Raw genomic sequence first — 25,618 nt, forward strand, 5'->3', positions numbered from 1 at the left:
TGCATGTAATGGCTTTTTTAATTTTACGAGTTTTTGATGTACAGGCTATGTATTAAAACTTATAGCTAACACCAATTTTAGCTTGCCAAGCAGACGAGCTAGTTTGATATTGGCTATAGTTACGAACATCAGCGCCATTAAATCTGCTATCAATTATATAACGACCTTGATCGTCTAAGCCGCCAAAGTCGTAAACTGCTTGGTCAGAGAAACCTAAGCGCTTTTCTACGCCCCAATCACTGTTTAATAAGTTAGCAAAATTATCAATCATAAAGTAAACCTCACCGCTATGACCTTTTGCAAAACCAGGGATCTCTTGTTTAACGCTAATATCCATAGTGGTAACCCATGGTTGCGTGCCTGAGTTACGATCTAAGATTTGACCTCGCTCAGAAATACCCGCTCTATTAAGTAGTGTTTCAAGTTCACTCCATGATAGCCCTGATTCATCCCAATTTACATTGGTATCATCTGCACCAGTTGGAATATACGCTAAATAAGCTGAGCTTGAATAAAAGTCACGCGTATCACCTAAGTCACTATCTTGATACATACCCATAGTATAGCTAAATGGACGACCAGAGCGACGTTCGAAATACACATTAAATCTTGTGGCATAACCACTGAAGAACTCAGTGTTATACGCTAAATTAACTTTAAAGCTATGCTCTACTTCATACGCACCACGGGCAGCAAAGTCTTCATTTCGGCTCTTAGTGATATTGTACTGATAGTTGCTTTGTGCACGTGATGAAGAACCTGAAGACGCTTCTGTTACATCTTGATGTGCATAGCTTGCTGAAATATAAAGGCCATTTTCCCACTCTTTAGCTAGTGCTGTTGTAATAATAACAGAACGACCATCATCAGTTGAGTTAGTCATTGCTATATCAAAGTTATCAGCTAAATCACCGCTGTAAATACTTTCATAGATGATACGCTCGCCGTCGGCCGCTACACCTACAGGTTTAATGGCGGTGTTATGCCACACAGCTTCGTTTTCTTTTTTGTGATAAGCAATTTCTGCTTGCCATTTAAAGCCTTCACCTAGTAATTCAGAATCAAAGTCGTACTCAAATCCAAGTTGTGCACGAATACTTGACGGTAGTTCAAAGTTAGGATCAACATAGTTAGTGCTACCTGCACCTTGAACTAAAGAGCCTTTTATGGCATCTGGTACTTGAGTGATATCAGCTTGATTATTAGCATAATAATCGTTAATAGCACTTTGAGGTGCATCTACAAAAGTAATGCCATCGTTTTGGAATGAGTTATTGTACCAAACGTTAGGGATACCACCTTGGAAACGACCTACACCACCGTTAACTGTTAATGCTTCTGTAGCGTAATACTTAAAGCCAATACGCGGTAGAATAATATCTAACCCATCGAGGTTTTCTTGATTGCTAAAGCCATAGGTGTTTAAAAAGTTTTCGTTGAGTGTTGGTTTATCATCAGAAGATAAACGCTCATAACGAACACCTGCCGTTACTTCTAAATCATCACCAACATAAAAAGTATCTTCAATGTAAAGTGCTAATTGATTACGGGTTGCGTCGTAAGCAGTGTCATTAGGGTTATTTGTAAAGGCATTGCTGTAGCTAAAATCGTATTTTCCTTTGTAGTTACCTACTTCACGATTTTCGAAACCATTAAAGTTATCAAATTCCCATGAACCGAGAGAGTTAGCTGCAAAAAGGTTGTATAAGTTTAACGACTCATATTGCATACCAAAGTTAATTTCATGCTCGTCCATTAAATAAGTGGCATCAAGAGAAAGTGTTAAATTTTCTGTTGCTGAGCTATTTGCATGGCGAAACTCATCTGTACCAAAGTTATAAGAAGGCCCGCGGAAGTATTCTTCAACTTTAACGCTACCAATATCAGAATTTGTTAAACTTCTCGATGATACATCTTTGTATGCAATACCGATTTCAGTTGAAAAGTCTTCATTCCAATCTGAATATAGCTTGGTAGCAAAGTTATTAAACTTGGTTGCGTAGGTATAACGACTTGATGCAAACTGAACTGATGTGCCACCAGTACCAAAGTTTGTTTCATCTTTGTCATCTTGCCACTGATAGGTAAAATCTAAGCGATGATCATCAGCAATGTTCCAGCTTAATTTTACAAGTAATGTTTCGTTGGTGTCTTTAGGGTCGCCTCCAAGAGAGTCTGTTAAGCCGTATTCGTTATTTAGAATATTAAGGAAACGGTTATAGCTTTCTTCACTCACATCGTATTCGTTGGTTGCGCCTGAACCTTCAAAACCATAATCTAAATCTAGTTCACTCGACCATTTGTTGTAGTTAACAAAGTAAAATAAGGTATCGTCTATAAGTGGGCCGCCAACATTAAAACCGTAGCGTTTTTCAGTTTGATTAGGTTCTACTTGTTCAACAATGTATGTGCGGTGACCATCGTCATCTAAAACAGGGCGGTTATCAGCAAACACTTGAGATATGCTGTCTACATCGCCAGCAATATCTGGTGTCGATGTTTCGTAAAAACCAGAAAACTTAAGTTCGTTAGTACCTGACTTAGTTACCGCGTTAATAGTACCACCACCAAAGTTGCCTTTAGAGGCTGAAAATGGAGAAACATCAACAGATATTTGCTCAATCGCATCAAGGGCTACAGGGGGCTGCGAAGTAGGGTAGCCGCCGTAACTTAAACCAAAGTCGTCATTTTGGCCAATACCATCTACAGTTAAACCATTTGTACGTGGGTTGCTACCGGCAAAGGTTAGCTCGCCGCTACCATTAATACTAGCAAGTGGGTTTAAACGTGCGATGTCTTTAATGTCACGATTAAAGCTAGGCATATTATTGATAGTATCTTCGCCAAACGTACTACTAGAGCCACCTGACTGTTGTACAATTTTATAACCAGAGACTTCAATCTTTTCAATGTTTAGCGGCGCTAATTGCGATGTTAATCTGTAAGTTTCGCCAAGGTTTAAAAAGATGTTTTCAACGGTGGTATCGTTAAACGTATCAGAGTCGATGATCACAGTGTAAGGTCCACCAACACGCAAACCATTCGCAATGAAAGTACCACTTTCATTGGTCGTTAGTTCACTAATTGTGCCAGTTGGTTGATGAACAACCTTAATTTTAACGTTTGCAGCGCTCGCACCTGAAGGTGTGGTTATTTTACCACGCATTGCAGATGAAGTGTCAGCAGCCATAGCGCTTGTTGAAACTCCTAGAGCTAGAATTACAGCCCCAGTTAATTTCGAAAGGCGAAGCTTAGTCATAATGTTGATTTCCCATGTAGATGATTTAAGTTAGAAACTAAATTTATTTTTGTGTTTGCTGTGTTAAGGCCATTTTTGATTGCGTGTTAGCAGGATCAAATAATGTATTTAACAATCCAGCCAAGCGAATTCCCGCTTGTTGCAAGCGTGTTTTCACAATAGGGGTGTTGTTGTAGATATAGTCGTAGCTAATCTGTTCTTCTGTTGAGTCATATATTTTTAGGGCTAAGTTGTGCGACTCTTCAAGCCAGCTTGCTGGTGTACTTTGTAAATATTCACTAATTAGCTCGCTGTTGTTGGTATTTATAAACTGAGCGTATTCAGTAAAAGATAAGTTTTCGTTTTCTACTAACTTGGTATCCCATAAGCTATGAAGATTGGTTTGTTGGTTAAAAAAAGAAACCTTAACGCGATTGCCGCCTCTATCTTCTGCTCTTCCTGCATGAAATGGTTGATGGCTGTCGCCGACTAAGTGCACCAAAAAACGCAAGCTAAACTGTTTGGCCGCAAGGCTTGATTTATCATCTTTCAACACGCGGATAGAGTAGTGAATGCCTTCTAATATGTTTGTTACTGATTCTTTGTGTTTAGTGTGGTCGTGGTCAAAACTAAAGGTCGCGTTGTCATCAGCATTAATGTAATGCCAACGAGATGATTTTTTTTGCCAAAAGTCACCTGGTGCAGATCGCATTTCGTCAGGCCATGTTGAAATCTGAGCTAAAGATTCGCCGTTGAGATAGGGGATAAGTGCAGTCTTAGTAGTTTCGCTTATGTGCGACTCTGCAATTTTACCCACTACACGATGCCCGTTTTGGCCCCAAGCATTACAATCTGTGCTTGCAAATATTGCACTAATTAAAAGTGTTAAAGAAAGCGAATATTTTACATTTTTGTACATTGAAGCATCCTAGTTAGTGTGACATTTATTTTGTAAACGCTGATAAGGTCAATTGTCCTCATTTTTTTGGTTGATAGAAAGGACTCAATAAAATTCATATTTTCTTGTTTAAAATTGTTTTTATTCAATGGCTTGGGTTTGACAGGTAAAATTACCTGTTGTAATAAGTAATTAAAATTGTTCAAATGAGCTATTACTCTAATTTAAATGGGTGTTTTTTGAATATTAAGAAGTTAATGTTGCATAAAACAGCGATTGTTATATTTATGTTTCTGGGCGTGTTGCTAAGTTGGTTTTCAGGTCAAGTTATTGTGGGCGAAGAAGATATAACATTCCCAGTGATAATAGAGACATCAACGACATGTCAAACAACGGCAACGGCTAATAAGAGTCAACTTATAGTATTTACCCCCTCAAAATACGTTGCTCAGTTACTTACTCAAAATCTCTGTGGCGACAAAGTAGTGGCAAAACAGTATGGCTCTGTCATTGGCTATTGGGGATATAGAACCGTTGATAGCTTAGAGTTTGTAGGTAAAGGTATTGCAGATTTAATTTTAGCGAAAAATAATATCATGGATGCGTTTAAGGCTGAATCTACTTACAACTATCAGCCTGTGGTTGGCTTTTCTGATTACACTGCATTTTTTATCTCTTCAAAAGAAAAACCTAAGATCAGCAAACAATATTTTTTAGATAAAAAAATCGGTCTGTTAGATTATCCAACGAGTCGCTCAGGACACATTTTACCCAAGCAAGCCTTTAAAGAGCTAGGCCTAAACATTGCTCAGCTAAAAATAACCTATGCGAGTTCACACAATGAGTTGAGAGAATTATTGGCGAACGGGGAAGTAGACCTTATTGCCTCTTTTTGGAGAGAAAGTGACAGTCAGCGTTTTTCAAAAAATTATATTACGCCTATTAGTAGTAATGTGGCAGGCACCCGTTGGTACTTAAAAATGCAGCATAACAATACTGATTTACTCTGTGCTGTACAGTCTCACTTATTGAGTATGTCTAAGGAACAATCGTTTCAATATTATCAAGATGTTGAGCCATATTGGCAGTGCAATAGTTACCCCGTTACCTTTATAGGGGAGTCGTAATGAATAGGTTAATATGGATAATATGCACAATTTTTTTATTCTTGGTTTTCTCGTCAGTATTTTATTTTTCGACAATACAAAAACAACAGCAAGTAAATAAATTACAAATAATACAAATAGAAAAACGAATCGCTTTAGACTTACCTTTGTTAGATTTATCAAATGAGCTGCTTAAACACTCAGGTAATAAAGCAGCTTTACTTAATTATATTCAAACCTTAAACACCTTTATTGATAGTACCGGTATTGAGGTTGTAGCTATAACGCCAAAACATGAATTTGATGCTTCTTTAAAAACTTCCACAGAGTTTATTCGAGAGTTAAATAGTAATAATGGTGTGGTGTTTATTGTTTTGTCTTTGAGGCAGCCGTATTTTACGCGTGATGTGATAGCTATTTATGGGATGCTTTTTATTCTTAGCATATTACTAACATACCTAATAAAATTAGCATATATCAACAAAAATGATGATAAACAGGTTATTCACGCAGAATCAAATACTACAGAGTCAAAACCATTAACCCTGATTATTGATTTAAAAAGTAAAACCTTATCTAGTAGCGTTTCTTTGGAGCACCAAGTGGCTTTGGCAAACAAACCTCTATGTTTTTATTTAGCGCTTGTTGAATATTGCACTAACAATCCAGAGATCAAGCTTAATCATAACAAGAATGTACCCGAGGAATTGATAGAGCTTGCCAATAAGTATTTCTATCGTTTAGTTGAGCTTGGTCATACAGTAAGAAAACGTCCAAACTTTAATAACAGTCTAGAGAAAACATTAAGTGAAATTCGTGCGGCACTGGATGACGTGTTAAATGATTGCCCTGAACAAAAGGGATTATACTACCCACCGAAAGCATTTGGAGAGGGCTCACGCTCACGAATGCACAGTTATGGGTTAGCAAATGTGGGTCAAGGAAATATAGAAATAATAGGAAAGTAATCGTGCTTTGCTACTTAACCATAACTCTGATTAAGAGAGCTTAAATTGGTTTGGTTAGCACATAAACCTCAACGATGAGTGTCATGACTATATCAATGACACTCATCACTGTTCAATACAGATTACTATTTAGGTGCAAACTCATGTGCATCAACAGGGCTGTGCTCTGCAAAAAATCGTTTTAATGCCTGAGCGTCCGTTTCATCGGTGCTTACGAATCCTTTCATGTGAGTAATTTTAGGGTAACTATCGCCACCAGAAGCATTATATTCATTAATACTCATGCGGTATGTTTTGTTTATATCAAGCGGCTTGCCGGCGATGAACACGTTAGTTACTTGATCCTCTTTAAGCTCAAAGGCTAAGTTGTGGTATTGCATGTAGGCTCCAGAGTCTGGTGGGAAACGCGTCACGACATTTAAATAGGTTAAAATATCATTGCCTTTGAAATCGATATAAGCGACACGGTTTTTAAAAGGCTGTACTTTGAGTATGTCTTTATAACTCACGTCACCCGCATTGATGCTATCGCGAACACCGCCACCACTGATAATGCCAAAATCGGCACCTACGGTATTCATTTGCGCTTGAATAATAACGCGGGCAAGGTTAGTTTGCTCAAAGCGTACTTTATTTCGATCTCCCTCGAGTCTGTCATTCACAAAGCCAATTTTACCTTCAATTTGCTTTGCCCCTTTTTGTTGGTATGCCGCTAAAAAGGTTTGCAGTGCTGGATCTGGTTTAATGTAATTTGCAGCAAGTACGGATTTTACGCTACCGTCTTTTTGCTTTTTATCTACGTATAAATTAACGGGCAATAATTGATAACTTAGCAGTGATAATTGACCGTTTTCTAATTTAAACTCCGCTTTACCCACATACTTACCCCATTCATGGGCTTGCATTATCCAGGTTCCATTTTGTCGATCAGGTTTACAGGCTAAACCTGGCTTAAAATTCTCATCTGTGACATTTTCTGCAGCCATACACACTGGCTCTTGGGAATGGCCACCAATAATCATATCAAGGGCATTTTTATCTAAAGAGCGGGCAAGTGTGACATCACCTGGGGCATTTATTCCATAATTGGCATCTACATAATGCCCCATGTGCGTTACCGCAATGGTAATGTCAGGATTGTATTTTGCTTTTAATGTTTGGGTAAGTGAGGCGGTTATTTCAACCGGATCTTTAAAATCTAAATGGCCAATGTATTGCGGGTTACCAATTTTAGCGGTGTCTGTCGTTGTTAACCCAATTACAGCAATGGTTAAGCCGCCTTTGTTGAATATTTTATAACGTTCAAAGATAGTTTCATTAGTTTGTTTATCAAAGATATTAGCTGATAAAAGAGGGAAATTAGCCCATTGCTGTTGCTGTCTTAATACACTTAATGGATTATCAAACTCGTGGTTACCTAGTGCCATTGCGTCATAGCCAATTTTCGACATGCCTTTGAAATCGGGCTCAGCAAATTGTAGATCTGATTCAGGGATACCGGTATTAATATCGCCACCTGATAATAATAAAACCTGATGCCCTTGTGCTTTTGCATCGGCTCTTAGCTGGTCGATTAGGGTTTTACGCGCAGCCATACCATATTCGCCTTTTTCATTATGCCAAAAGCGACCATGATTATCATTGGTATGAAGAACAGTTAAATAGTGTGCTGCAGGTTTATTGACTGAGTCACTGACACAGCCATATAAACCAAGAAATAAAATGAGAAAAACAAGAATACGCATAAAATACCTATCGATTAACAAAACTCAGTATAGTAGGCGGCTAGTTTAAACTAGTTCGAGGTTAAAAAAACGCACTTATTCATATTTTTCAGCCAATGAGACTTCACGTTGCTGCTCTACAACCCGTTTTCTGCGTGCGAGCTCATCATGTGCGTATTGAGATTTTTGATGATTTACATCAATCATCCATTTCAAAAAGCTGACGGGAAGCTGGGTGTATGGTTCACCTTGGTGTAGCCCAAAGTCACAAATAGTCGTGTTGTTTGCCATTATATTTACTCCTATCACTGTGTAGGCTGATAATAACAAAAAAAGAGTGATTGATAAGGGGCTTTTTAAGTACCTTGCTAGGCTTAAAGTTAATTAAAAAAGAGTCACCGTGATGTACACCAAGGCACTCAGACAATTAACTCTCCATCACGTGTTTAAAATTAAAATGTAAACAGTTGTAACTACAGTGTAATTACTTTGATATGAATTGTAGCGTTAAGTGCTTATGTATCGATTTATAAAATGAATAACACTACTCTATGACGCCTAATGACAATAAAAAATAGGAATAATAATGAAGAAGCTTATCTTAGCGTCAATTTTAACTGCAGCGAGCTTTTCAAGCGCAGCAACCATAGTCGAAATGCAAACGAGCCAAGGAACGATAGAAATTAACTTGTTTGATCAACAAACACCTAAAACAGTAGAAAACTTCCTAAGTTATGTTAATGATGCAGCGTATAACCAAACAGTAATACACCGCTCTGTTGATAAGTTTGTCATTCAAGGAGGAGGTTTTACTTTTTCTGACAAAATGGATCCCATTACAACCAAGCCAGCGGTTATTAACGAACCTGTTTACTCAAATGTAAAAGGCACAATTGCCATGGCAAAGCAGGGCGGCAACGAAAACAGCGCCACTAGCCAATGGTTTTTTAATATGAGTGATAACAGCCAAAACTTAGATTTACAAAATGGTGGGTTTACCGTTTTCGGACAAATAACAGCACAAAGCCAAGAAACTTTAGATAAAATAGCGGCCTTAGTTCATTGTGCAGAGGTACCATTGGTTGGTATTACTAAAGAGCAATGTTCAGATGAAAATGTGGTTATTAGTAATCAAAACTTAGTATCAATACAAACGGTGGTTGTGCTTGATGACGATCCTAATTCAGCACAAAATTTAACACCTAAAGAGAATACATTAATTGATAACGTAGAAGTGACACCACCACAAAGTTCAGACTCTAGTGGCAGTATGGCATGGTTATTAGGCGCACTATTGCTTGTAGCACCTAGGTTAAAACGCACTAAATAAGCCGTAAAAATAACGGCGACTTATCATAGCCGCCGTTTTTTAGTTAGGGTCTGTTGATCTTTGCGGATTACAATTTGTTCAAACTAGGGGCGGTTTAATCGCTGCGCGAGGTTTGTAACCTAGTGGGCTAAGTAAAAACCGAGCAACAAAGAGTAAACCGCCCCTAGGCAGAACCCGAAGGGCACCGCCTGTTTGGCATTGATGCTGCGTTATCGCCTATTTATGGGGAATAACCACACCACATAGGCTCAGCCTTGCCTAAATACCAAACAGACTGCTGCAAATTTAACCTTGAAAGGTCATCAGACCCTAGTTGTAAAGTACGCTCACCAGTAACATTACCCATATTACAAACACAGATAAGCAGCCTAGCAAAAATACTCTAAAACGGGCTCTTAAATGATTACTACCAAGGTGAATGAGGCTATGAATAATGCGTGTCGCTACAAATATACACGCCAATACTGCAATAGGGACACTCGCCATATTAAGCTGTAAAGCAAGTAAACAACCCGCATAAAAAAGCACAGGTATTTCAAATTGATTGCTAAAATTACGATCAGCGACTCTGACATGATCGCCCGCATTATCAAGTCGCATAGCAGCAAAGTCACTTAACTGTATGTGTTTGTTTTTAGCCGCCGCAAAACGTCGTTTTCCCATTATTACCATCACAACTAATGAAAGTGTTACCTGAACGAACATGGCTATTATTATTATCTTTTCCATAACTTACCTTATTATTTATATTAACTATTCACAATGTGTTACACAATTAAGTGCTAATTAGTAGCATAGTATTAATTGATAATGGTAGTTTATAAGTGATTTAGTCTTTTTATAACACTAAGCCCATATTTAACAGCAATGGATATAACTAAAATGAAACACATCATCGGCTTAAGTGCAATTGCACTGGCAATATTAAGCGGTTGTTCGAATACCGCCACACTTACTCAATCACCACAAACGTCACTTTTATCACCAACGCTTGTTGTCAGTCCTAACGATAACCGTGAATATAAAACACTAACACTTGCCAATGATATTGAAGTGATTTTAGTTTCTGATCCAAGCGCAGAAAAATCGGCTGCTTCATTGAGTGTCGGCGTCGGCCTGCTGCACGACCCAATGAGCCAGCAAGGTATGGCGCATTATTTAGAACATATGTTGTTTTTAGGCACTGAGCGCTACCCTGACACTAAAGGGTACTCTGATTTTATGACTAAAAACGGCGGAGCGCATAATGCCTATACGTGGCTCGATATTACAAACTACATGTTTAAAATTAATAACGATGCGTTTGATGAAGGCTTAGACCGCTTTTCAGACTTTTTTAAAGCCCCTAAGCTTTACCCAGAATACACAGAAAAAGAAAAAAACGCAGTGAATGCTGAGTGGTCAATGCGTCGTGAAATGGACTTTTTTGGCCAATTTAAACTTGCACGTAAAATGATGGGTGAACACCCAGCTAATCGATTCTTAATTGGTAACCTTGAAACGTTAGGCGATAAAGCTGATAGTTCATTACACAAAGAAACTGTTGATTTTTATAATAAATATTATTCATCAAATATTATGAAAGTGGCGTTAATTTCTAATTTACCGCTTAAAGAAATGCAGAAAAAAGCAGAAAAATACTTCGCTGATATTAAAAATAAAAATATTGAAAAGCCAAAAGTATCAGCCAAGCTAGATTTTGATAATGCCGGTGGTAAACGTGTTTTTTACTCGCCAAACGAAGACGTTAAACAATTACAGCTCGACTTTACAATCACTAATAATCAAACTGAATTTGCAGTAAAACCTAATCGTTTTGTTGCCTATTTACTTAGCAATGAAATGCCAGGTAGCCCAGCACAAATATTACGTGATAAAGGCTGGGTATCGCAGTTATCAGCATCTGCTTCACCAAATCAATATGGTAACTATGGCTCTTTAAATGTGAACATAGAGCTGACTGATGAAGGCATGAAAAACCGCGAAGCCATTGTTGCGACTATTATGCAATATATTGATTTAATTAAACGTGAAGGTGTTAATAGTAAGTACTTTAATGAAATTCGCACCTCTTTAAATAACCAGTTTAAATTTTTAGAAAAAGGCGATGAGTTTAACTACGTCAGTGCGCTGACTCAAAGCATGCAAGATTATCCGTTAAATCATGCGATAAACGCACCATACTACTACGCTAAGTTTGATGCTGATGCGGTTAATAATGTACTAAAACAACTTAACGCAGATACCTTACGTGTTTGGTATATTTCTCAACAAGAAGACACTGATTCACAATTACATTTTTATGATGGTAAATACCGAATTAGTGATATTAGCGACGCAGAAATCGCCAGCTGGGAAAAACCAAGTGAATTTAATTTAGCTTTACCAAGTGTTAACAACTTACTGCCAGAGAGTTTTGCAATTAAAACGCAGGCCTTTAAAGAGCAAAAACACCCAGAACTTAGCTATGATAAAAACGGTGTAAAAATCTGGCGCCAAGCAAGCCAGCAGTTTGCAGAGCAACCCAAAGGTTTAGTTGAGGTGTATATCAACACACAAACAGGGTTGCATGATATTAACTCAACCGTCCTTTATTCTGTGTGGGCAGATTTATATAACACTCAATTAAGTCAGCTACGAACCGAAGCGGCTATTGCCGGTATGAATGTTAATTTAAGCTCAAGCAATGGCTTAGTTTTATCATTAAGTGGTTTTACCGATAAACAAGATACCTTACTTAAACAAGCGTTAGCTGGATTTGACGATGAAGTTTCATCACAAGCATTTAATCAAGCGATTGACCGTTATCAACGTGATTTACTCAATCAGCAAAAACAGTTCCCGTATGCACAAGCGTTTAGTGAATATTCAAAACTGACTCGAACCGGTAGTTTTGATACTGACGCGCTTATTAAGGCAGCTCAATCACTGACGCTCGCTGATTTACAAGCATTAAAGCAAAGCACCTTAGCGAATAATAACTTACGCGTATTTAGCTATGGCAACTATAACCAAAAAGATATTGATGCCATTGCTGCTGAATTAACGGCTATTTTACCAAATAATCATACAAAATCTGAGTTTGCTCGCAGTAAAGCCTGGTTACCACAACAAGGTGAAGCGCGCGTATTACACAAAGATATTGATGTAGCCGATGTAGCCGTTGTCGATATGACCATTCACCCAACGCCAGGTTATAAACAAAAAGCGCAGGCGGCGGTTTTACAAGGGCACTTTAGAACAATCGCGTTTGACAAAATGCGTACCGAAGAGCAACTAGCTTATGCGGTAGGGGCATTAGCGCGTCCTATTGAGGATTACTCTGGTATTGGTTTGTTTATTCAAACACCGGTCAAAGGGCCAAAAGAAATTCAAGTACGCTTTGATAAGTTCAAAAAAGAGTACGCTTCTGAGCTTAATGCCATGAGTGAAGAGACATTTGCACAGCTTAAAAATGCAACGTTGGTCTCGTTAAAAGAACAGCCAAAGAATTTAAGCGACGAAATGAGTCCATTGATTAACGATTGGTACCGTGAAAACTTTGATTTTGATTCAAAACAAAAGCTAATTGCAGAAGTAGAAAAGGTCACCCTTGCTGATATTAAAGACTACTACCAGCAAACCATGTTAAATCCACAAGCAGCACGCTTAAATGTGCAATTACGTGGCAGTAAGTTTAGTGATAGCGAGTTTGCTGATTTGCCAAACCAAACTAAAGTGACGAGTTTAGATGCTTACTACAGCGATATAAAATTGCAAAAGTAAGTTGAAATTACTCAAAAACCAAACAAAACCCAGCCATTGTTGACTGGGTTTTGTTTTAACGGCGTTAATTATGGTTTTAGTAAAATGGCTACCATTGCCATGTTAGGCCATAAGTAAAAAGCCAATGATGGCAAAGCCTGCAGCAATTAAGGTATAAGGTAATTGCGTTACAGCATGACTGATCAAATTACAGCCAGAGCCTTGTGCTGCTAGTACGGTTGAATCAGAGTAAAAACAGGCTTGGCTACCAAATGAAGACGCTGAAAGCAATGCGCCAATCACCAATGGAATATTTGCATCAACCGCTGTTGCCAGAGGCATGACAATAGGAATTGAAACCGCAAAAATCCCCCAACTTGAACCCGTCGCAAACGCTAATATCGACATCGCAATAAATACCACCGCAGGTAAATAGCCAGCGGTCATATACGGGCTTAAGCTGCCAATTAAATCGCATACATCTTTAAAAATAAAGGCGGCAATCACGGTTCCAATTGCGGGGATCATACTTTTAAAACCATCCAGCATACGCTCAATCATTTCGCTAAAGCTCATTAATTTTTGTAACGCATAAAATGGCAAAGTGACAGCCATTGTCGCTAATAGACCTTTGTACACATCTATTTCAAAATATACGGTAAATGCGACTAATAAAATAATCGGCAACAAAAAGTTATATAACTTACCTTTAGGATCCGCATCTTCAAAGTGTTCTTCCGCTGCTTTTACTGCATATTCATCGGCGGTTTGTACTTGAGTATAAATCGCAGGCTCTAAAGTAGGAGCGTGAGTTAGCGCCTGTTGCTCGGCTTTTTTCATGGGGCCAAAAGTAGGGATCACGCCGGCAATAACCAGCACCACAGTCAACACCGCAAACCAGGCATAAAACATGTACGGAATGGCTTGAATATAAATGGCAATGCCTTTGCCTTCTTCTGCAATGCCGTTATCGACTAACAGGCCACCAAAAAATACAGCCCACGTTGACAAAGGGACGAGTACACAAATAGGCGCTGCCGTTGAATCAACAACGTAAGCGAGCATTTCACGACTCACTTTAAATTTGTCGGTGATCCGCTTCATGGTTTCACCCACGGTAAGCGCGTTTAAATAATCGTCAATAAATATCACGACACCCAAACAAAAGGTCATAAATAAGGAGGATCGTTTACCTCGGGTGTACTTTAAAGCCAAACTACCAAACGCAGAAGCCCCTCCAGTGCGCACTAATAAGGCAATAAGCGCACCAAAGCCGCCACACACAAGTATTAACCAACCAATGGTTTCATCAGTCATTACTTTGAGTGATGTGTTGGCAAAATTTGAGAGAACTTTGCTAGGGTCAGCTAAAACAAGGCCAACTAATGCACCAATCAGTAACGATAAAATAGGGCGGCGTAAAACAACAGCCAATACAACCACTACCGCAGGCGGCAGTAGAGTTAACGCAGAAGGTTCAAGCATTTATAAGATCACAAAATTAAAAGCAGATTTAAAAAGTAAACTGCTTATACAAAAACAAAGAAGATGATAAGTTTGTTGTTAAATCATTTTCCAAGTCACTGCTTTTGCACGCGTGGAGGGCACTTAAAAAATTATGTTAAATTAATAGTTTTAGTGAAACGCGTTGGCTTTGGCGCCAGACGGCGCAAGGAATGCATGCCGCTATTGTTGTGCCTTTAAAAACATCGGCGCAAAAATAATCTTCTTTTTTATTTCAGTCAATAAAAAAATATCGGGTCGTTAAAAATTTATTAGGAGTTATTTTGAATATTGCTTTTACAACAGAGCGCTTACACATTCGCTTCGCACAAATAGCAGATGCGGCAGAGTTATTTAAGTTGGTTAATCAGGCTAATTTCACCAAATACATTGGTGATAAAGGTATTTATACCTTAGACGACGCTAAAAAATACATCAAAGACAGTTTTATATCTGCCCATAAGCAGCATGGCTTTGGGCCTTATATAATCGCATTACATGATGAAACACTAGTTGGTATTGTTGGGTTTTATCAGCGAGCTGTTCTGCAATATCCCGATTTAGGGTTTGCGCTAAAAGACGGTTTTGAAAAAAAGGGCTATATTTTTGAGGCGGCAAATACCTTGCTAAACCATAGACAAAACTTGGGGATTAACCAGGTTACGGCGATCGCCCGCTGTGATAACCGTGCATCAAAAAATGTATTACAAAAGCTCGGTTTTAAAACCCAAGGTCAAGTGATCATAGAAAGCACTAACATTTCGGTAGATGTATATTTACTTAATACAGAGCGAAATTAAATTCGCGCTTTTTCAATTTCTTTTGCCGCAAGGATGTTGATTTGTTGCCACATTTTTTCAAGAGTAGCCACCAATGAATCATAGCCATCATCATTGATTGGCATAACAGATGAGAAATTATGGATGCTTAGTAAACGCCTACCCGATTCTGGGTGAGTGTAGTATAAACGCCATAGCCCTGAAATATCTGCATTACCTTGCAGATCACCGTTAAAGTGGTGTAGTTCGTATTCTAATTCGTAAAATGTTTGTTGCTGTTGGTCAGTAATAACGGGTAAGCCTTTAATAACCATCCAGTTTGTCATGGTATTAAATAATGTTTGCTGCGCGCTGGCACTGAGCATAACATCTGGCGACTCACCCCATAGATGATAATTAGCAGCATGGATTTGATTACTATCTACTTTCATAGCAATACCCCGATTATTCAATGCGCCTCTTAGGGTGACTGTTTGCACGCGCAGTTGTGCCTGTGTATCTTGCACATTTCGCGAAGAGTCATTAATGGGCTGCTCAAATTGGTAATACTGAATTGTTGTTTGAATAGCAGAGCTGCAACCACTGATAAAGATCACACCCGTTAAAAGTAAAAATAGTGCCTTCATTATTGCTTCCTCGGTTGTGGATCGTTAGGTAGTGATTTGTCAAAAATGAGCATATTAGGTTGCTCGTTTAAGCCACGGGTAAGAGGCTGAAACTCTTCTGTTAAACGTTTAATTTGTAGCAGTGTTTGCTCAAGTTGATAGTGCATTTGAGAGCCTGCTTGATAGCTTGCCATGGTTTTATCAAACTGGCGCATGGTTATTTCAAATTGTTCCATACTTTTGGTTATTTTTTCGAGATTACGATTAAAGTCGCCAGGTAAATTTTGTGTATCGGGCTTATTTAATAATGTGCGCATCTCACTGGCCAGAGCTTGATACTCGCTAAAGGTTGATTGCATTTTTGCCAAACTGTCTTCAATTTTTAAATTATTCACTTTATTAAGTACATCCGATACTTGATCGGCAAGTACCGTTATACCGCTCGATACACTAGGAAACACATCGTATTGAGCAAGCTTTTTAAGCTCGCTTTTTGGGGTGTCGGTATAAAAGTCAAAATCGACGTAAACTGCACCGGTTAGCAAATTACCCGGTTTAAGTGACGCTCTCATGCCATTTTCAATCCACTCGTTAATGCTTGTTTCCCAATACTCTTTTGCTACCGAGGTGATATGGTATAAACGACCATATTCTACTTTTATCAATACCGGAACTGCGGTATTTTTAGCGCGAAAATGAGCCGGTTTCCCATCTATAATTACATTGGCGGGCGCTTCAACCACTGTGCCGACGCGAGTACCTCTATACTCAACTGGCGCACCAACACGGAGTCCTCTAATCGATTGTTCGAATTCAATAAGGTAATAATCAAAATCATAGAAACGCTCTTCTAAAGCTTGCTTATAACTTTGACTCAAAGAAAAGCTATGACCATCTTGTGCTAAATCGCCAGGGGCTTGCTGATCAGGTAAGCCAACAGAAATACCGCCTTTTAATAATTTGCTTAGTGAACCGGTATTAATATTTATGCCATCAGCAGAAAGATCTATCTCAATACCTGAGTTAACCCAAAAAATAGAGTTTAAAGTGATCAGGTTCTCATAGGGGGCTTTAATAAAAATACCGTATTGCATTGCTTGGTTTTTCCAATCAAAGGTGGCGGTTTCTATTTGGCCTATTTTGTAGTTTTTGAAAAATATACCAGTACTCACATCAAGTACCTCAGCATTGTAACTGAGTAACTTAAAGCGTCCACCTTGAACATGTTTACCAATTAATGCGGGCTCTTCTTGCAGGGTAAAGCGCTTTTTAAGTCGGTTACTTTCTCCCGGTGAAAGCTCTAAATAAACCCCTGAAAGTAGGGTACTCATACCACTGATCCCAGTTTCATCAATGCGTGGCTTTACTACCCAAATACTGGCATCTTCGGTGAGTAAATTATCATAGTTTTTATCTATTTGTGCTCGGGCAATTACACTGTCTTGGCTGTCAGAAAGGCGGACGTGATCAATTTGACCTATTTTAACACTTCGCACTTTTATTTCTGTTTTACCAGCAATAATCCCCTCTGCTTGGGGCATAGTGATGTAGATTGTTTGCCCTTTATTTAATTGATACTGATAAAGCATCCAAACACCAACAAATAAGGCAACCACAGGAATGATCCAAATTGCAGAAATACTTGATTTTTGTGCTACGTTAGCTGTTTTAGTCATGCTTTATTCTCTGCGTTATTATTTTTGGTGAGTCCCACAGTAGGCGAGGGTCAAATGCGTGTGCCGCCATCATTTGGCATAATACCATAACGGTAAAAAAGACAATGCCCAAACCGGGTGTAACCGACATTAAATTTCCTAGCTGCACCAGTGCAACTAATATAGCCACAACAAACACATCAATCATAGACCATTTACCTATAAATTCAGTAAGTTGATACACTTTTGTGTAACCTTTTGTATGCAGGTTAGCGGGTTTTGTAACCATAAAACACAAAAAGCTTAAAATAAGCGCTTTGGCTAACGGTACCACCACACTGGCAAAAAATATAATAATAGCAATAGGATACGATCCACTATTCCATAACGTAATAACACCCGAAATAAGGGTTGCAGGTGTTTCATCCCCTAGGCTAATAGTGTACATAATGGGGAGCAAATTCGCAGGAATATAACAAATCAGAGAAGTAACTAACCATGCAGCCGCTTTTTGTACGCTGTTGGGGTTTCTTAAATACGTTTTACTGTGGCAACGAGGGCAGATTGATTCAACGCTTAGTTGATGGCAAACATGGCAGGCTTTTATATTCTCATCAATAGCCCGCTCAGCGGTTGAAGTATTTTGAAGTGTAGTGGCAGGGCTTACTTGTGACCACAGCCTAGCACGATTTAAACGCGTCAATGCACTAACATAAAAAATAACAAATCCCACATAGGCAAAAAAACTGATACCAAAGCTAACTTCAGCCAATGACATTATTTTTACCATGCTAACTAAAACACCAATCAGAAATATTTCTGACATGATCCAAGGCTCTAGCGTTAAAGTGAATTTTAATAGTCTTCTTGCAACTGCTTGCGGCAGTGCTTTGAGTGCGCCTAAATGCAAAGGGATCAAAATAATCAGCAAACTCATAGGTAAAATAATAATGCTGATATCGATAAATAGGCCGAGTAGGTCACTATCATAGTTAAATAAAATCCGTGCTGCGTCGGGCAGGGTAATAGTTTGGGTAATACCATTACTACTAAAAGAGATAAACGGATAAAACATACTGCTGAGCAACATTAATAACGCGCTTAAACTCAGTGCGACTATTTCAGTGTCATGGTTTATATTAATACCGCGGACTTTATGGCTACAGCGTGGGCACAATGCCACTTGTTTGGCATTAATCTCAGGAATATCAATGATAAGATCACAGCTTGGGCAGGCAGTTTGCAAAATGTTAGCTTATAATTAATTCAATAATTTAAATATTGCTATAAATAATAGTTAAATACAAACGCTGCGGCTAAATTACTAAAGAAAAGTAACCCCAACAACTGAAAATAAAAACGGATTAGGTGAAAGAGTGAAAGTTGTATTTTTATTGGCCTTAGTGTGTTTATGTGGTGATAGTTTTGCATTTGTTAATGATAATAAGCAGCAACGAGTCATTATTGCGGCTAACCCTACTGTTGCGCCTTATGTAATAAGTGAAAATGATTCAGGTATTCAGCTCGAGATTGTAAAGGCAGCACTTAACAATCAAGACATAAATGAGGTTGATGTACATTACATGTCAAATCAGCGTGCAGATGCTTTATTGAACCAAGGCCATGTTGATATTGCATTAAATTACTCGGGTATTTTAATTTCTGGCATATATCGAAGCCAATCGGTTGTTAGTTATGAGAATGTGGTGGTGAGTCTTAAAAAGAGTAACTTCACTATTAATAGTATTTACGATCTGGCGACTAAAAGTGTTTTAGCATTTCAAAATGCGCCTGCTTATTTACCCAAAGAATTTGGTCATAACTTGGAAAACTTGAGAGGCTATGAAGAAGTATTCAATCAACAAGCGCAGATACACCATTTAATGGCAGGATGGGTTGATACGATTATTCTCGATAGACGTATATTTCTTCACTACTTAAAGGAATATCAAAAAACCAATACCACTAAAGATTTTGTTATTCATGCTATTTTTCCACCTGCGGCAAGACCTGCGTATTTTAACAATGATTTGCTGAGACAGCAGTTTGACAAAGGCTTAGCAAATATAATTCAAAGCGGTGAATATCGCACCATAATGCTTAACTTAGATAAGCAATATACACAGCGCGATTTCACTGCTCTTTAATTAATCAAATAAAGCAACAGTTTGACGGGTGAGCGCAATAAGCTCACCCGATTGCGACCAAATACAGCCATCTTCTAAGCCGTAGCCATCTTTTGAATGATGAGTGATTGCTTCAAAACCCAACCATTCACCTGGCACTAAATTAGGCTCTTGTACAAATTCTAAATACCACGACATGCTACTAGCCGGTGCAGGTTGCTTAAACATTTGTAGTAATGTTGGTGGCCATGCGTCAGTAAGAGCAATAACATGAGCTTCTGTAATTTCTTGTGGCGTGTGTTTAAATCGCATCCAACCACCAAGGTGAGAGGTTTGCGCACTACTAAACGGCATGGCACCTTGCTGTGGGCATAAATCAACATGCTGAAAAAATTCTGGCATTTTCCCAGGTACAAAGCCTAAACAATGGGCTTCGTTTACAGGGTGTAAGGTTAACGACTTTGATACCGGCACATTAATTGATGAGTTACGATTTTTGGCAAAACAGGCCTGCACGATGACACATACCGCATCATCTTGAATCGCTTTGGCGAGCACTTGGGTACTGCTTTTACCTTCACGTAATATTTCTACCGATAATAAAAACGGTTTTTCAGCTAATAATGGCCCTACAAAGTTTGTACTTAAAGAAAGCAGTCTTCTTGATGAATCAACTTTATTGCGCATTGCTTGATAAAGTAGCGCAGCAGAGAGGCCACCAAAAGCAGTACGACCTTGGCACCAGTTAGCAGGAAACTGCATGGTATTGGTTAACGGGTCAGTTTCCTGACTCGCTTGGGCTGCTTGTTTTAATAATTGTTCAAAGTGCACAAATAATGTCCTTTTGCTGTTATTTGCTGAATTTATATCACACCCAAACTCATCAGACCAGACAATAAATAAGCTCCCAAATTACAAAAAATGAGCAATCCCTACTCTTTTTAGGGTTATTTAGTAAATAAATTAAAAAAAATGCGTTTTTTTTCATTTTTACAGTTGAATTAAGTTTGTGGCATCCCTATTAACTAGTCATCGAATGTATTAACGAATTTAGAAGTTGGAGAAGATTCATGGGTAGAATTATTGGAATCGATTTAGGTACTACTAACTCTTGTGTTGCAGTACTTGATGGTGACAAAGCACGTGTTATTGAAAATGCGGAAGGCGATCGCACAACCCCGTCTATTATTGCTTACACGCAAGACGGTGAAACGTTAGTAGGTCAACCTGCAAAACGTCAAGCGGTAACTAACCCAACAAACACGTTATTTGCAATCAAACGTTTAATTGGTCGTCGCTTTGAAGACGAAGAAGTACAACGTGATATCGGCATCATGCCTTTCAAAATTATCAAAGCAGATAATGGCGATGCATGGGTAGAAGCAGGCGGTGAAAAACGCGCTGCACCACAAATTTCTGCTGAAGTACTGAAAAAAATGAAGAAAACGGCTGAAGACTTCTTAGGTGAAGAAGTAACTGAAGCGGTAATCACAGTACCGGCATACTTTAACGATTCACAACGTCAAGCTACAAAAGATGCGGGCCGTATTGCGGGTCTTGAAGTAAAACGTATTATCAATGAGCCAACAGCTGCAGCCCTTGCATACGGTATGGATAAAAACCGTGGCGAAAACGTAGTAGCGGTATACGACTTAGGTGGTGGTACTTTCGATTTATCAATCATTGAAATTGATGAAGTTGAAGGCGAGCACACATTTGAAGTACTTGCGACAAATGGTGACACTCACTTAGGTGGTGAAGATTTTGATAACCGTGTAATCAACTACTTAGTTGCTGAATTCAAGAAAGATCAAGGTATCGATTTACAAAATGATCCGCTTGCTATGCAACGCGTTAAAGAAGCAGCAGAGAAAGCAAAAATTGAGCTTTCATCAGCACAATCTACAGAAGTTAACCTTCCGTACGTAACCGCTGATGCATCAGGTCCTAAGCACATGAACGTGAAATTAACACGTGCTAAGCTTGAGTCACTGGTTGAAGACTTAGTGACTAAGTCGATTGAACCGCTTAAACGCGCACTAGCTGATGCTGACCTGTCTGTGAACGATATCAACGATATCATTCTAGTGGGTGGTCAAACGCGTATGCCACTTGTTCAAAGAACAGTTGCTGAATTCTTTGGTAAAGAACCACGTAAAGACGTTAACCCTGATGAAGCGGTAGCTGTGGGTGCTGCGATTCAAGGTGGTGTACTTGCAGGTGACGTGAAAGACGTACTATTACTAGACGTATCACCATTATCTCTAGGTATTGAGACGATGGGGTCAGTAATGACAGCACTGATTGAGAAAAACACCACGATTCCTACTAAGAAATCGCAAACATTCTCAACAGCAGAAGATAATCAATCTGCAGTAACCATTCATGTGTTACAAGGTGAGCGTAAACGTTCAAGTGATAACAAATCGCTAGGTCAATTTAACCTAGAAGGCATTCGCCCAGCACAACGTGGTACGCCACAAATCGAAGTAACATTCGATGTTGATGCCGATGGTATCTTACATGTATCTGCAAAAGATAAAGATACAGGTAAAGAGCAAAAAATCACTATTCAAGCATCTTCTGGCTTAAGCGATGAAGAAGTTGAAAAAATGGTTCGTGATGCAGAAGCGCACGCTGAAGACGATAAAAAGTTTGAAGAGTTAGTAGCTGCACGTAACCAAGCTGATGCACTTGTTCACGGTACACGTAAGCAAATTGAAGAAGCGGGTGATGCTCTGCCAAGCGAAGACAAAGACGCGATTGAAGCGGCTGTTGTTGACCTAGAAGCAGCAATTAAGAGTGACGACAAAGCAGAGATTGAAGCGAAAACGCAAGCGCTTGCTGAAAAGTCTCAAAAGCTAATGGAAATCGCTCAAGCTAAAGCACAACAAGCTGGTGGTGACGCTGGTGAACAACAACAGTCAGCTAAACAAGATGACGATGTTGTTGATGCAGAGTTCGAAGAAGTTAAAGACGACAAGTAATTGTTGCTAACGCTTCTCGCTAATTTAAAACACATGACCAAATCAAGTGTTTGAGTTAGGATGAACACATGAGGCGCGTAGGCTAAAGCTTAACGCGCCTTTTGCATGTAAAGAGAAGTGAATAAAACGCTTTAAAAATTCAATGATAAATCGATATGATTTATCGGTTTGTCCAGCAGCTAACGCTGTAAATAGAAAAGAGTAGTGTGATAGATATGTCAAAACGCGATTATTACGAAGTCCTCGGCGTAAGCAAAGATGCGAGTGAGCGAGACATAAAAAAAGCGTATAAACGCTTAGCGATGAAATATCACCCCGATCGTACCGCCGGTGATAAAGACCTTGAAACTAAATTCAAGGAAGTTAAAGAAGCTTACGAAATACTGACTGATGCGCAAAAGCGTCAAATGTATGACCAATACGGCCATGCAGCCTTCGAACAAGGTGGTGGCGGTGGTCACGGTGGCTTTGGCGGCGGCCAAGGTGATTTTGGTGATATTTTTGGAGACGTATTTGGTGATATTTTTGGTGGCGGCGGTGGTCGACGTCAATCACGCCAGCAACGTGGCTCAGATTTACGTTACAACATGGACTTAAGCTTAGAAGAAGCGGTTCGTGGTAAAGACGTTGAGATTAAAGTACCTACTTGGGTTAGTTGTGAACCATGTGATGGCAGTGGTGCTAAAGCGGGTTCAAAGCCAAAGACATGTACAACCTGTCATGGTGCAGGCCAAGTACAAATGCGCCAAGGTTTTTTTGCCGTACAGCAAACCTGTCCGACGTGTCATGGACAAGGTCAGATCATTTCAGATCCTTGTAATAAATGTCATGGGCAAGGCCGTGTAGAAAAAACTAAAACGCTATCGGTTAAAATCCCGGCAGGCGTAGATACTGGCGATCGTATTCGCTTATCAGGTGAAGGCGAAGCAGGCATGCATGGTGCACCAGCAGGTGACTTGTATGTGCAAGTATCTGTTCGTGAACACAAAATATTTGTTCGTGAAGCTAATAATTTATATTGTGAAGTACCAATAAGCTTTACCACCGCAGGCCTTGGCGGTGAAATTGAAGTGCCAACGCTTGATGGGCGTGCAAAACTTAAAATACCGTCAGAAACACAAACGGGCAAAATGTTCCGTATGCGTGGCAAAGGTGTTAAGTCAGTACGCAGTGGTGCTCAAGGCGATTTAATTTGTAAGGTTGTGATTGAAACGCCAGTTAATTTAAACGAGCGTCAACGTGACTTACTTAAAGAATTAGATGAAAGTATGGGCAAAGACAGCTCAAAAAACCGTCCTAAAGAGCAAGGCTTTTTTGATGGGGTTAAAAAGTTTTTTGATGACTTAACTAAGTAATTAGTCGGATCAATAGACCCTAGTAAAAACGGCGCTTTTTTAGCGCCGTTTTTTTATGTTTAATGTGCTAAATTATTAGGGAAATTTATTTTGGACTTTATCAGATGACCCCCGCTATAGAGCAGCTAAAAAAAAGCGATATTAAGTTTGACATACTTAGTTACGAGCACGATATAAACAATACTAATTACGGCCTCGAAGCGGTTGAAAAGCTAAATCTAAATAGCGCCCAAGTATTTAAAACCCTAGTGCTTGAAACCTCAGAGCAACAGCTTATTGTAGCGGTGACTCCCGTCACTCAGCAGGTTAATTTAAAACAGCTTGCGAAGCTTTGTACAGTAAAAAAAGTGATGATGGCAGACCCACAAAAAGTGCAGGCGAGTACCGGTTATATTTTGGGAGGAGTAAGCCCCCTTGGCCAAAAAAAACGGCTAAAAACATACATACACTCCAGTGCGTTAGATTTTGAAATGATATATGTTAGTGCCGGAAAACGAGGGTTAGAAGTAACACTAAGTGCAAAAAGCTTAGCACATATAACTCAAGCTTCGTTTGCAGTTTTTTAAACTTTTGTTTAGCTAAAATAAGGGATATAAGTATCCATCTGATTACTTGCGGCAATAGGTATTGTTAACTAATGTTGTTACTTTACATAACACGTTTTTGTTAATACCTTTTAGATTGGCGTGTCGCCTTTACTTTGTTTTAATGAAAATTTGCTCGCAGCTATTTTGGTAAAACATACGCATGAAAATACTTGTTGTTGATGATATGCCGTTAATGCGTCATGTATTAATTAATATGTTAAGGCAGTTAGATTATAAAGATATTGTTGAAGCCACAGATGGGCTTCAAGCATTAAACATACTGCAAAATCAAATGTTTGATTTGGTTATAACAGATCTTCATATGCCTAAAATGGATGGCATTACTTTACTTGATAATATTAGAAAAGATGCCGAGCTGAAAAACCTTCCTGTACTTATGGTGACCTGTGAAGATAGTTCTTCGACTGTCAAAAAAGCGATTAATGCTAAAGTGTCAGGGTTTATCGTAAAGCCTTTTAATATGAATGTGTTATCAGCTCAATTAACCCGTTTATCGATAAAAGCCTAAAGCGAATCGTTTATAAAGTAGAGTTATCTACCGACTGTTTAAAAAATATATTAGCGCAACAGCCATTCATTATTTTCTACCGCTGATGTGATAGCATTATGCTATTAACTAATCGTAAAGTAATTATTGAGGAAGTATGGCTAAGCCCAATAAAAAAGGGCCTACAAAAACGGTCGATATATTTTGTTCTGCGTGTAAGGCACCGTTATTCAAATACCGTAAAGGTGGCAAAGGTGCTTTAGTAAAATGTTTTATAGAAAGAATAACCCAAGATCACACCCATACTGAATGTGTATGCCCAGGCTGTGAACGACCTTTTGCCCGCCCTACAATTATAAGAGGAACCCCAGCCTATAAAATGATTGGTGGCAAAGTCACGTTTAAATAAACGTTTTGTTTATAGTCTAAAGTAGTGAGGGGCGGACATAAGCCCTTGTTTGCTTTTATTTCACTGGTAAACTTCGCTGGTTTTGCTGTTTCAATG

Annotated in this window: 21 protein-coding genes; 11 read left to right on the forward strand and 10 right to left on the reverse strand. The window is 38.9% G+C overall.

All coding sequences use genetic code 11. The annotated features are described in order from the left end of the window. Positions 1–52: 52 nt before the first annotated feature. Together PSM_RS17200 and PSM_RS17205 are read right to left on the reverse strand one after the other, a co-directional pair. A complete protein-coding gene (locus PSM_RS17200; RefSeq protein ID WP_013463149.1) occupies positions 53–3,259 on the reverse strand; it encodes a TonB-dependent receptor in 3,207 nt (1,068 codons plus the stop codon). Positions 3,260–3,302: 43 nt separating this feature from the next. Continuing rightward, positions 3,303–4,157, reverse strand: coding sequence for a S1/P1 nuclease (locus PSM_RS17205; protein WP_013463150.1), 855 nt, complete (start codon positions 4,155–4,157; stop codon positions 3,303–3,305). A gap of 236 nt (positions 4,158–4,393) precedes the next feature. Between PSM_RS17205 and PSM_RS17210 the strand changes: the two genes are divergently transcribed. Then, the gene (locus tag PSM_RS17210) at positions 4,394–5,263 is read left to right on the forward strand and encodes a hypothetical protein (RefSeq protein WP_013463151.1); all 870 of its coding nucleotides are present in this window, start codon (positions 4,394–4,396) and stop codon (positions 5,261–5,263) included. Next, on the forward strand, positions 5,263–6,210 hold the full coding sequence (locus PSM_RS17215; RefSeq protein ID WP_016899144.1) for a hypothetical protein: 948 nt from the start codon (positions 5,263–5,265) through the stop codon (positions 6,208–6,210). Before PSM_RS17210 ends, PSM_RS17215 begins: the two co-directional genes overlap by 1 nt. Before the next feature lie 125 nt (positions 6,211–6,335). On the opposite strand, the gene ushA is transcribed toward PSM_RS17215, so the two are convergent. Next, positions 6,336–7,955: a bifunctional UDP-sugar hydrolase/5'-nucleotidase UshA gene (ushA, locus tag PSM_RS17220; protein WP_013463153.1), complete on the reverse strand. Its 1,620-nt coding sequence runs from the start codon at positions 7,953–7,955 to the stop codon at positions 6,336–6,338. 75 nt (positions 7,956–8,030) lie between these two features. Continuing rightward, the gene (locus PSM_RS17225; RefSeq protein ID WP_013463154.1) at positions 8,031–8,225 is read right to left on the reverse strand and encodes a hypothetical protein; all 195 of its coding nucleotides are present in this window, start codon (positions 8,223–8,225) and stop codon (positions 8,031–8,033) included. Positions 8,226–8,520: 295 nt separating this feature from the next. On the opposite strand from PSM_RS17225, the gene PSM_RS17230 reads away from it, so the two are divergent. Beyond that, the gene (locus tag PSM_RS17230; protein WP_013463156.1) at positions 8,521–9,264 is read left to right on the forward strand and encodes a peptidylprolyl isomerase; all 744 of its coding nucleotides are present in this window, start codon (positions 8,521–8,523) and stop codon (positions 9,262–9,264) included. Positions 9,265–9,573: 309 nt separating this feature from the next. Here PSM_RS17230 and PSM_RS17235 read toward each other — a convergent pair whose 3' ends face one another. Beyond that, entirely contained in the window at positions 9,574–9,993 is a 420-nt protein-coding gene (locus PSM_RS17235; protein ID WP_029609943.1) for an MAPEG family protein, read from the reverse strand. Positions 9,994–10,146: 153 nt separating this feature from the next. On the opposite strand from PSM_RS17235, the gene PSM_RS17240 reads away from it, so the two are divergent. Then, positions 10,147–13,029, forward strand: coding sequence for an insulinase family protein (locus tag PSM_RS17240; protein ID WP_013463159.1), 2,883 nt, complete (start codon positions 10,147–10,149; stop codon positions 13,027–13,029). Positions 13,030–13,131: 102 nt separating this feature from the next. Here PSM_RS17240 and PSM_RS17245 read toward each other — a convergent pair whose 3' ends face one another. Further along, positions 13,132–14,493, reverse strand: coding sequence for a Na+/H+ antiporter NhaC family protein (locus PSM_RS17245; RefSeq protein ID WP_013463160.1), 1,362 nt, complete (start codon positions 14,491–14,493; stop codon positions 13,132–13,134). A gap of 302 nt (positions 14,494–14,795) precedes the next feature. Between PSM_RS17245 and PSM_RS17250 the strand changes: the two genes are divergently transcribed. Next, positions 14,796–15,311 (forward strand): GNAT family N-acetyltransferase, encoded by a 516-nt coding sequence (locus PSM_RS17250; RefSeq protein ID WP_013463161.1) that lies wholly within the window; start codon positions 14,796–14,798, stop codon positions 15,309–15,311. Here PSM_RS17250 and PSM_RS17255 read toward each other — a convergent pair. The 3 genes from PSM_RS17255 to PSM_RS17265 are packed head-to-tail and all read right to left on the reverse strand — an operon-like array spanning position 15,308 to position 18,796. Continuing rightward, the gene (locus PSM_RS17255) at positions 15,308–15,916 is read right to left on the reverse strand and encodes a PqiC family protein (RefSeq protein ID WP_013463162.1); all 609 of its coding nucleotides are present in this window, start codon (positions 15,914–15,916) and stop codon (positions 15,308–15,310) included. The genes PSM_RS17250 and PSM_RS17255 overlap by 4 nt on opposite strands. Further along, positions 15,916–17,571 carry an intermembrane transport protein PqiB gene (gene pqiB, locus PSM_RS17260; RefSeq protein ID WP_013463163.1) on the reverse strand — a complete coding sequence of 552 codons (1,656 nt, stop codon included), beginning with the start codon at positions 17,569–17,571 and terminating at the stop codon, positions 15,916–15,918. The genes PSM_RS17255 and pqiB overlap by 1 nt, the downstream gene beginning before the upstream one ends. Continuing rightward, positions 17,564–18,796: a paraquat-inducible protein A gene (locus PSM_RS17265; RefSeq protein ID WP_013463164.1), complete on the reverse strand. Its 1,233-nt coding sequence runs from the start codon at positions 18,794–18,796 to the stop codon at positions 17,564–17,566. Before PSM_RS17265 ends, pqiB begins: the two co-directional genes overlap by 8 nt. A 130-nt stretch (positions 18,797–18,926) precedes the next feature. On the opposite strand from PSM_RS17265, the gene PSM_RS17270 reads away from it, so the two are divergent. After that, positions 18,927–19,697, forward strand: coding sequence for a substrate-binding periplasmic protein (locus tag PSM_RS17270; protein ID WP_013463165.1), 771 nt, complete (start codon positions 18,927–18,929; stop codon positions 19,695–19,697). Here the strand turns inward: PSM_RS17270 and PSM_RS17275 are convergent, their stop codons facing one another. Beyond that, entirely contained in the window at positions 19,698–20,507 is an 810-nt protein-coding gene (locus tag PSM_RS17275) for a thioesterase family protein (protein WP_013463166.1), read from the reverse strand. A 239-nt stretch (positions 20,508–20,746) separates the two neighbouring features. Between PSM_RS17275 and dnaK the strand changes: the two genes are divergently transcribed. The 5 genes from dnaK to PSM_RS17300 all read left to right on the forward strand — a co-directional run bounded on the left by dnaK (position 20,747) and on the right by PSM_RS17300 (position 25,522). Then, on the forward strand, positions 20,747–22,663 hold the full coding sequence (gene dnaK, locus PSM_RS17280; protein ID WP_013463167.1) for a molecular chaperone DnaK: 1,917 nt from the start codon (positions 20,747–20,749) through the stop codon (positions 22,661–22,663). A gap of 215 nt (positions 22,664–22,878) precedes the next feature. Continuing rightward, positions 22,879–24,018, forward strand: coding sequence for a molecular chaperone DnaJ (gene dnaJ, locus PSM_RS17285; RefSeq protein ID WP_013463168.1), 1,140 nt, complete (start codon positions 22,879–22,881; stop codon positions 24,016–24,018). A 104-nt stretch (positions 24,019–24,122) separates the two neighbouring features. Beyond that, the gene (ybaK, locus tag PSM_RS17290) at positions 24,123–24,584 is read left to right on the forward strand and encodes a Cys-tRNA(Pro) deacylase (protein WP_013463169.1); all 462 of its coding nucleotides are present in this window, start codon (positions 24,123–24,125) and stop codon (positions 24,582–24,584) included. Between the two features lie 181 nt (positions 24,585–24,765). Then, positions 24,766–25,134: a response regulator gene (locus PSM_RS17295; protein ID WP_008112370.1), complete on the forward strand. Its 369-nt coding sequence runs from the start codon at positions 24,766–24,768 to the stop codon at positions 25,132–25,134. A 136-nt stretch (positions 25,135–25,270) separates the two neighbouring features. After that, the gene (locus tag PSM_RS17300) at positions 25,271–25,522 is read left to right on the forward strand and encodes a hypothetical protein (RefSeq protein ID WP_013463170.1); all 252 of its coding nucleotides are present in this window, start codon (positions 25,271–25,273) and stop codon (positions 25,520–25,522) included. The last annotated feature ends 96 nt before the right edge of the window (positions 25,523–25,618 follow it).

It is taken from the genome of Pseudoalteromonas sp. SM9913 (genome assembly GCF_000184065.1).
Lineage (GTDB): Bacteria > Pseudomonadota > Gammaproteobacteria > Enterobacterales > Alteromonadaceae > Pseudoalteromonas > Pseudoalteromonas tetraodonis.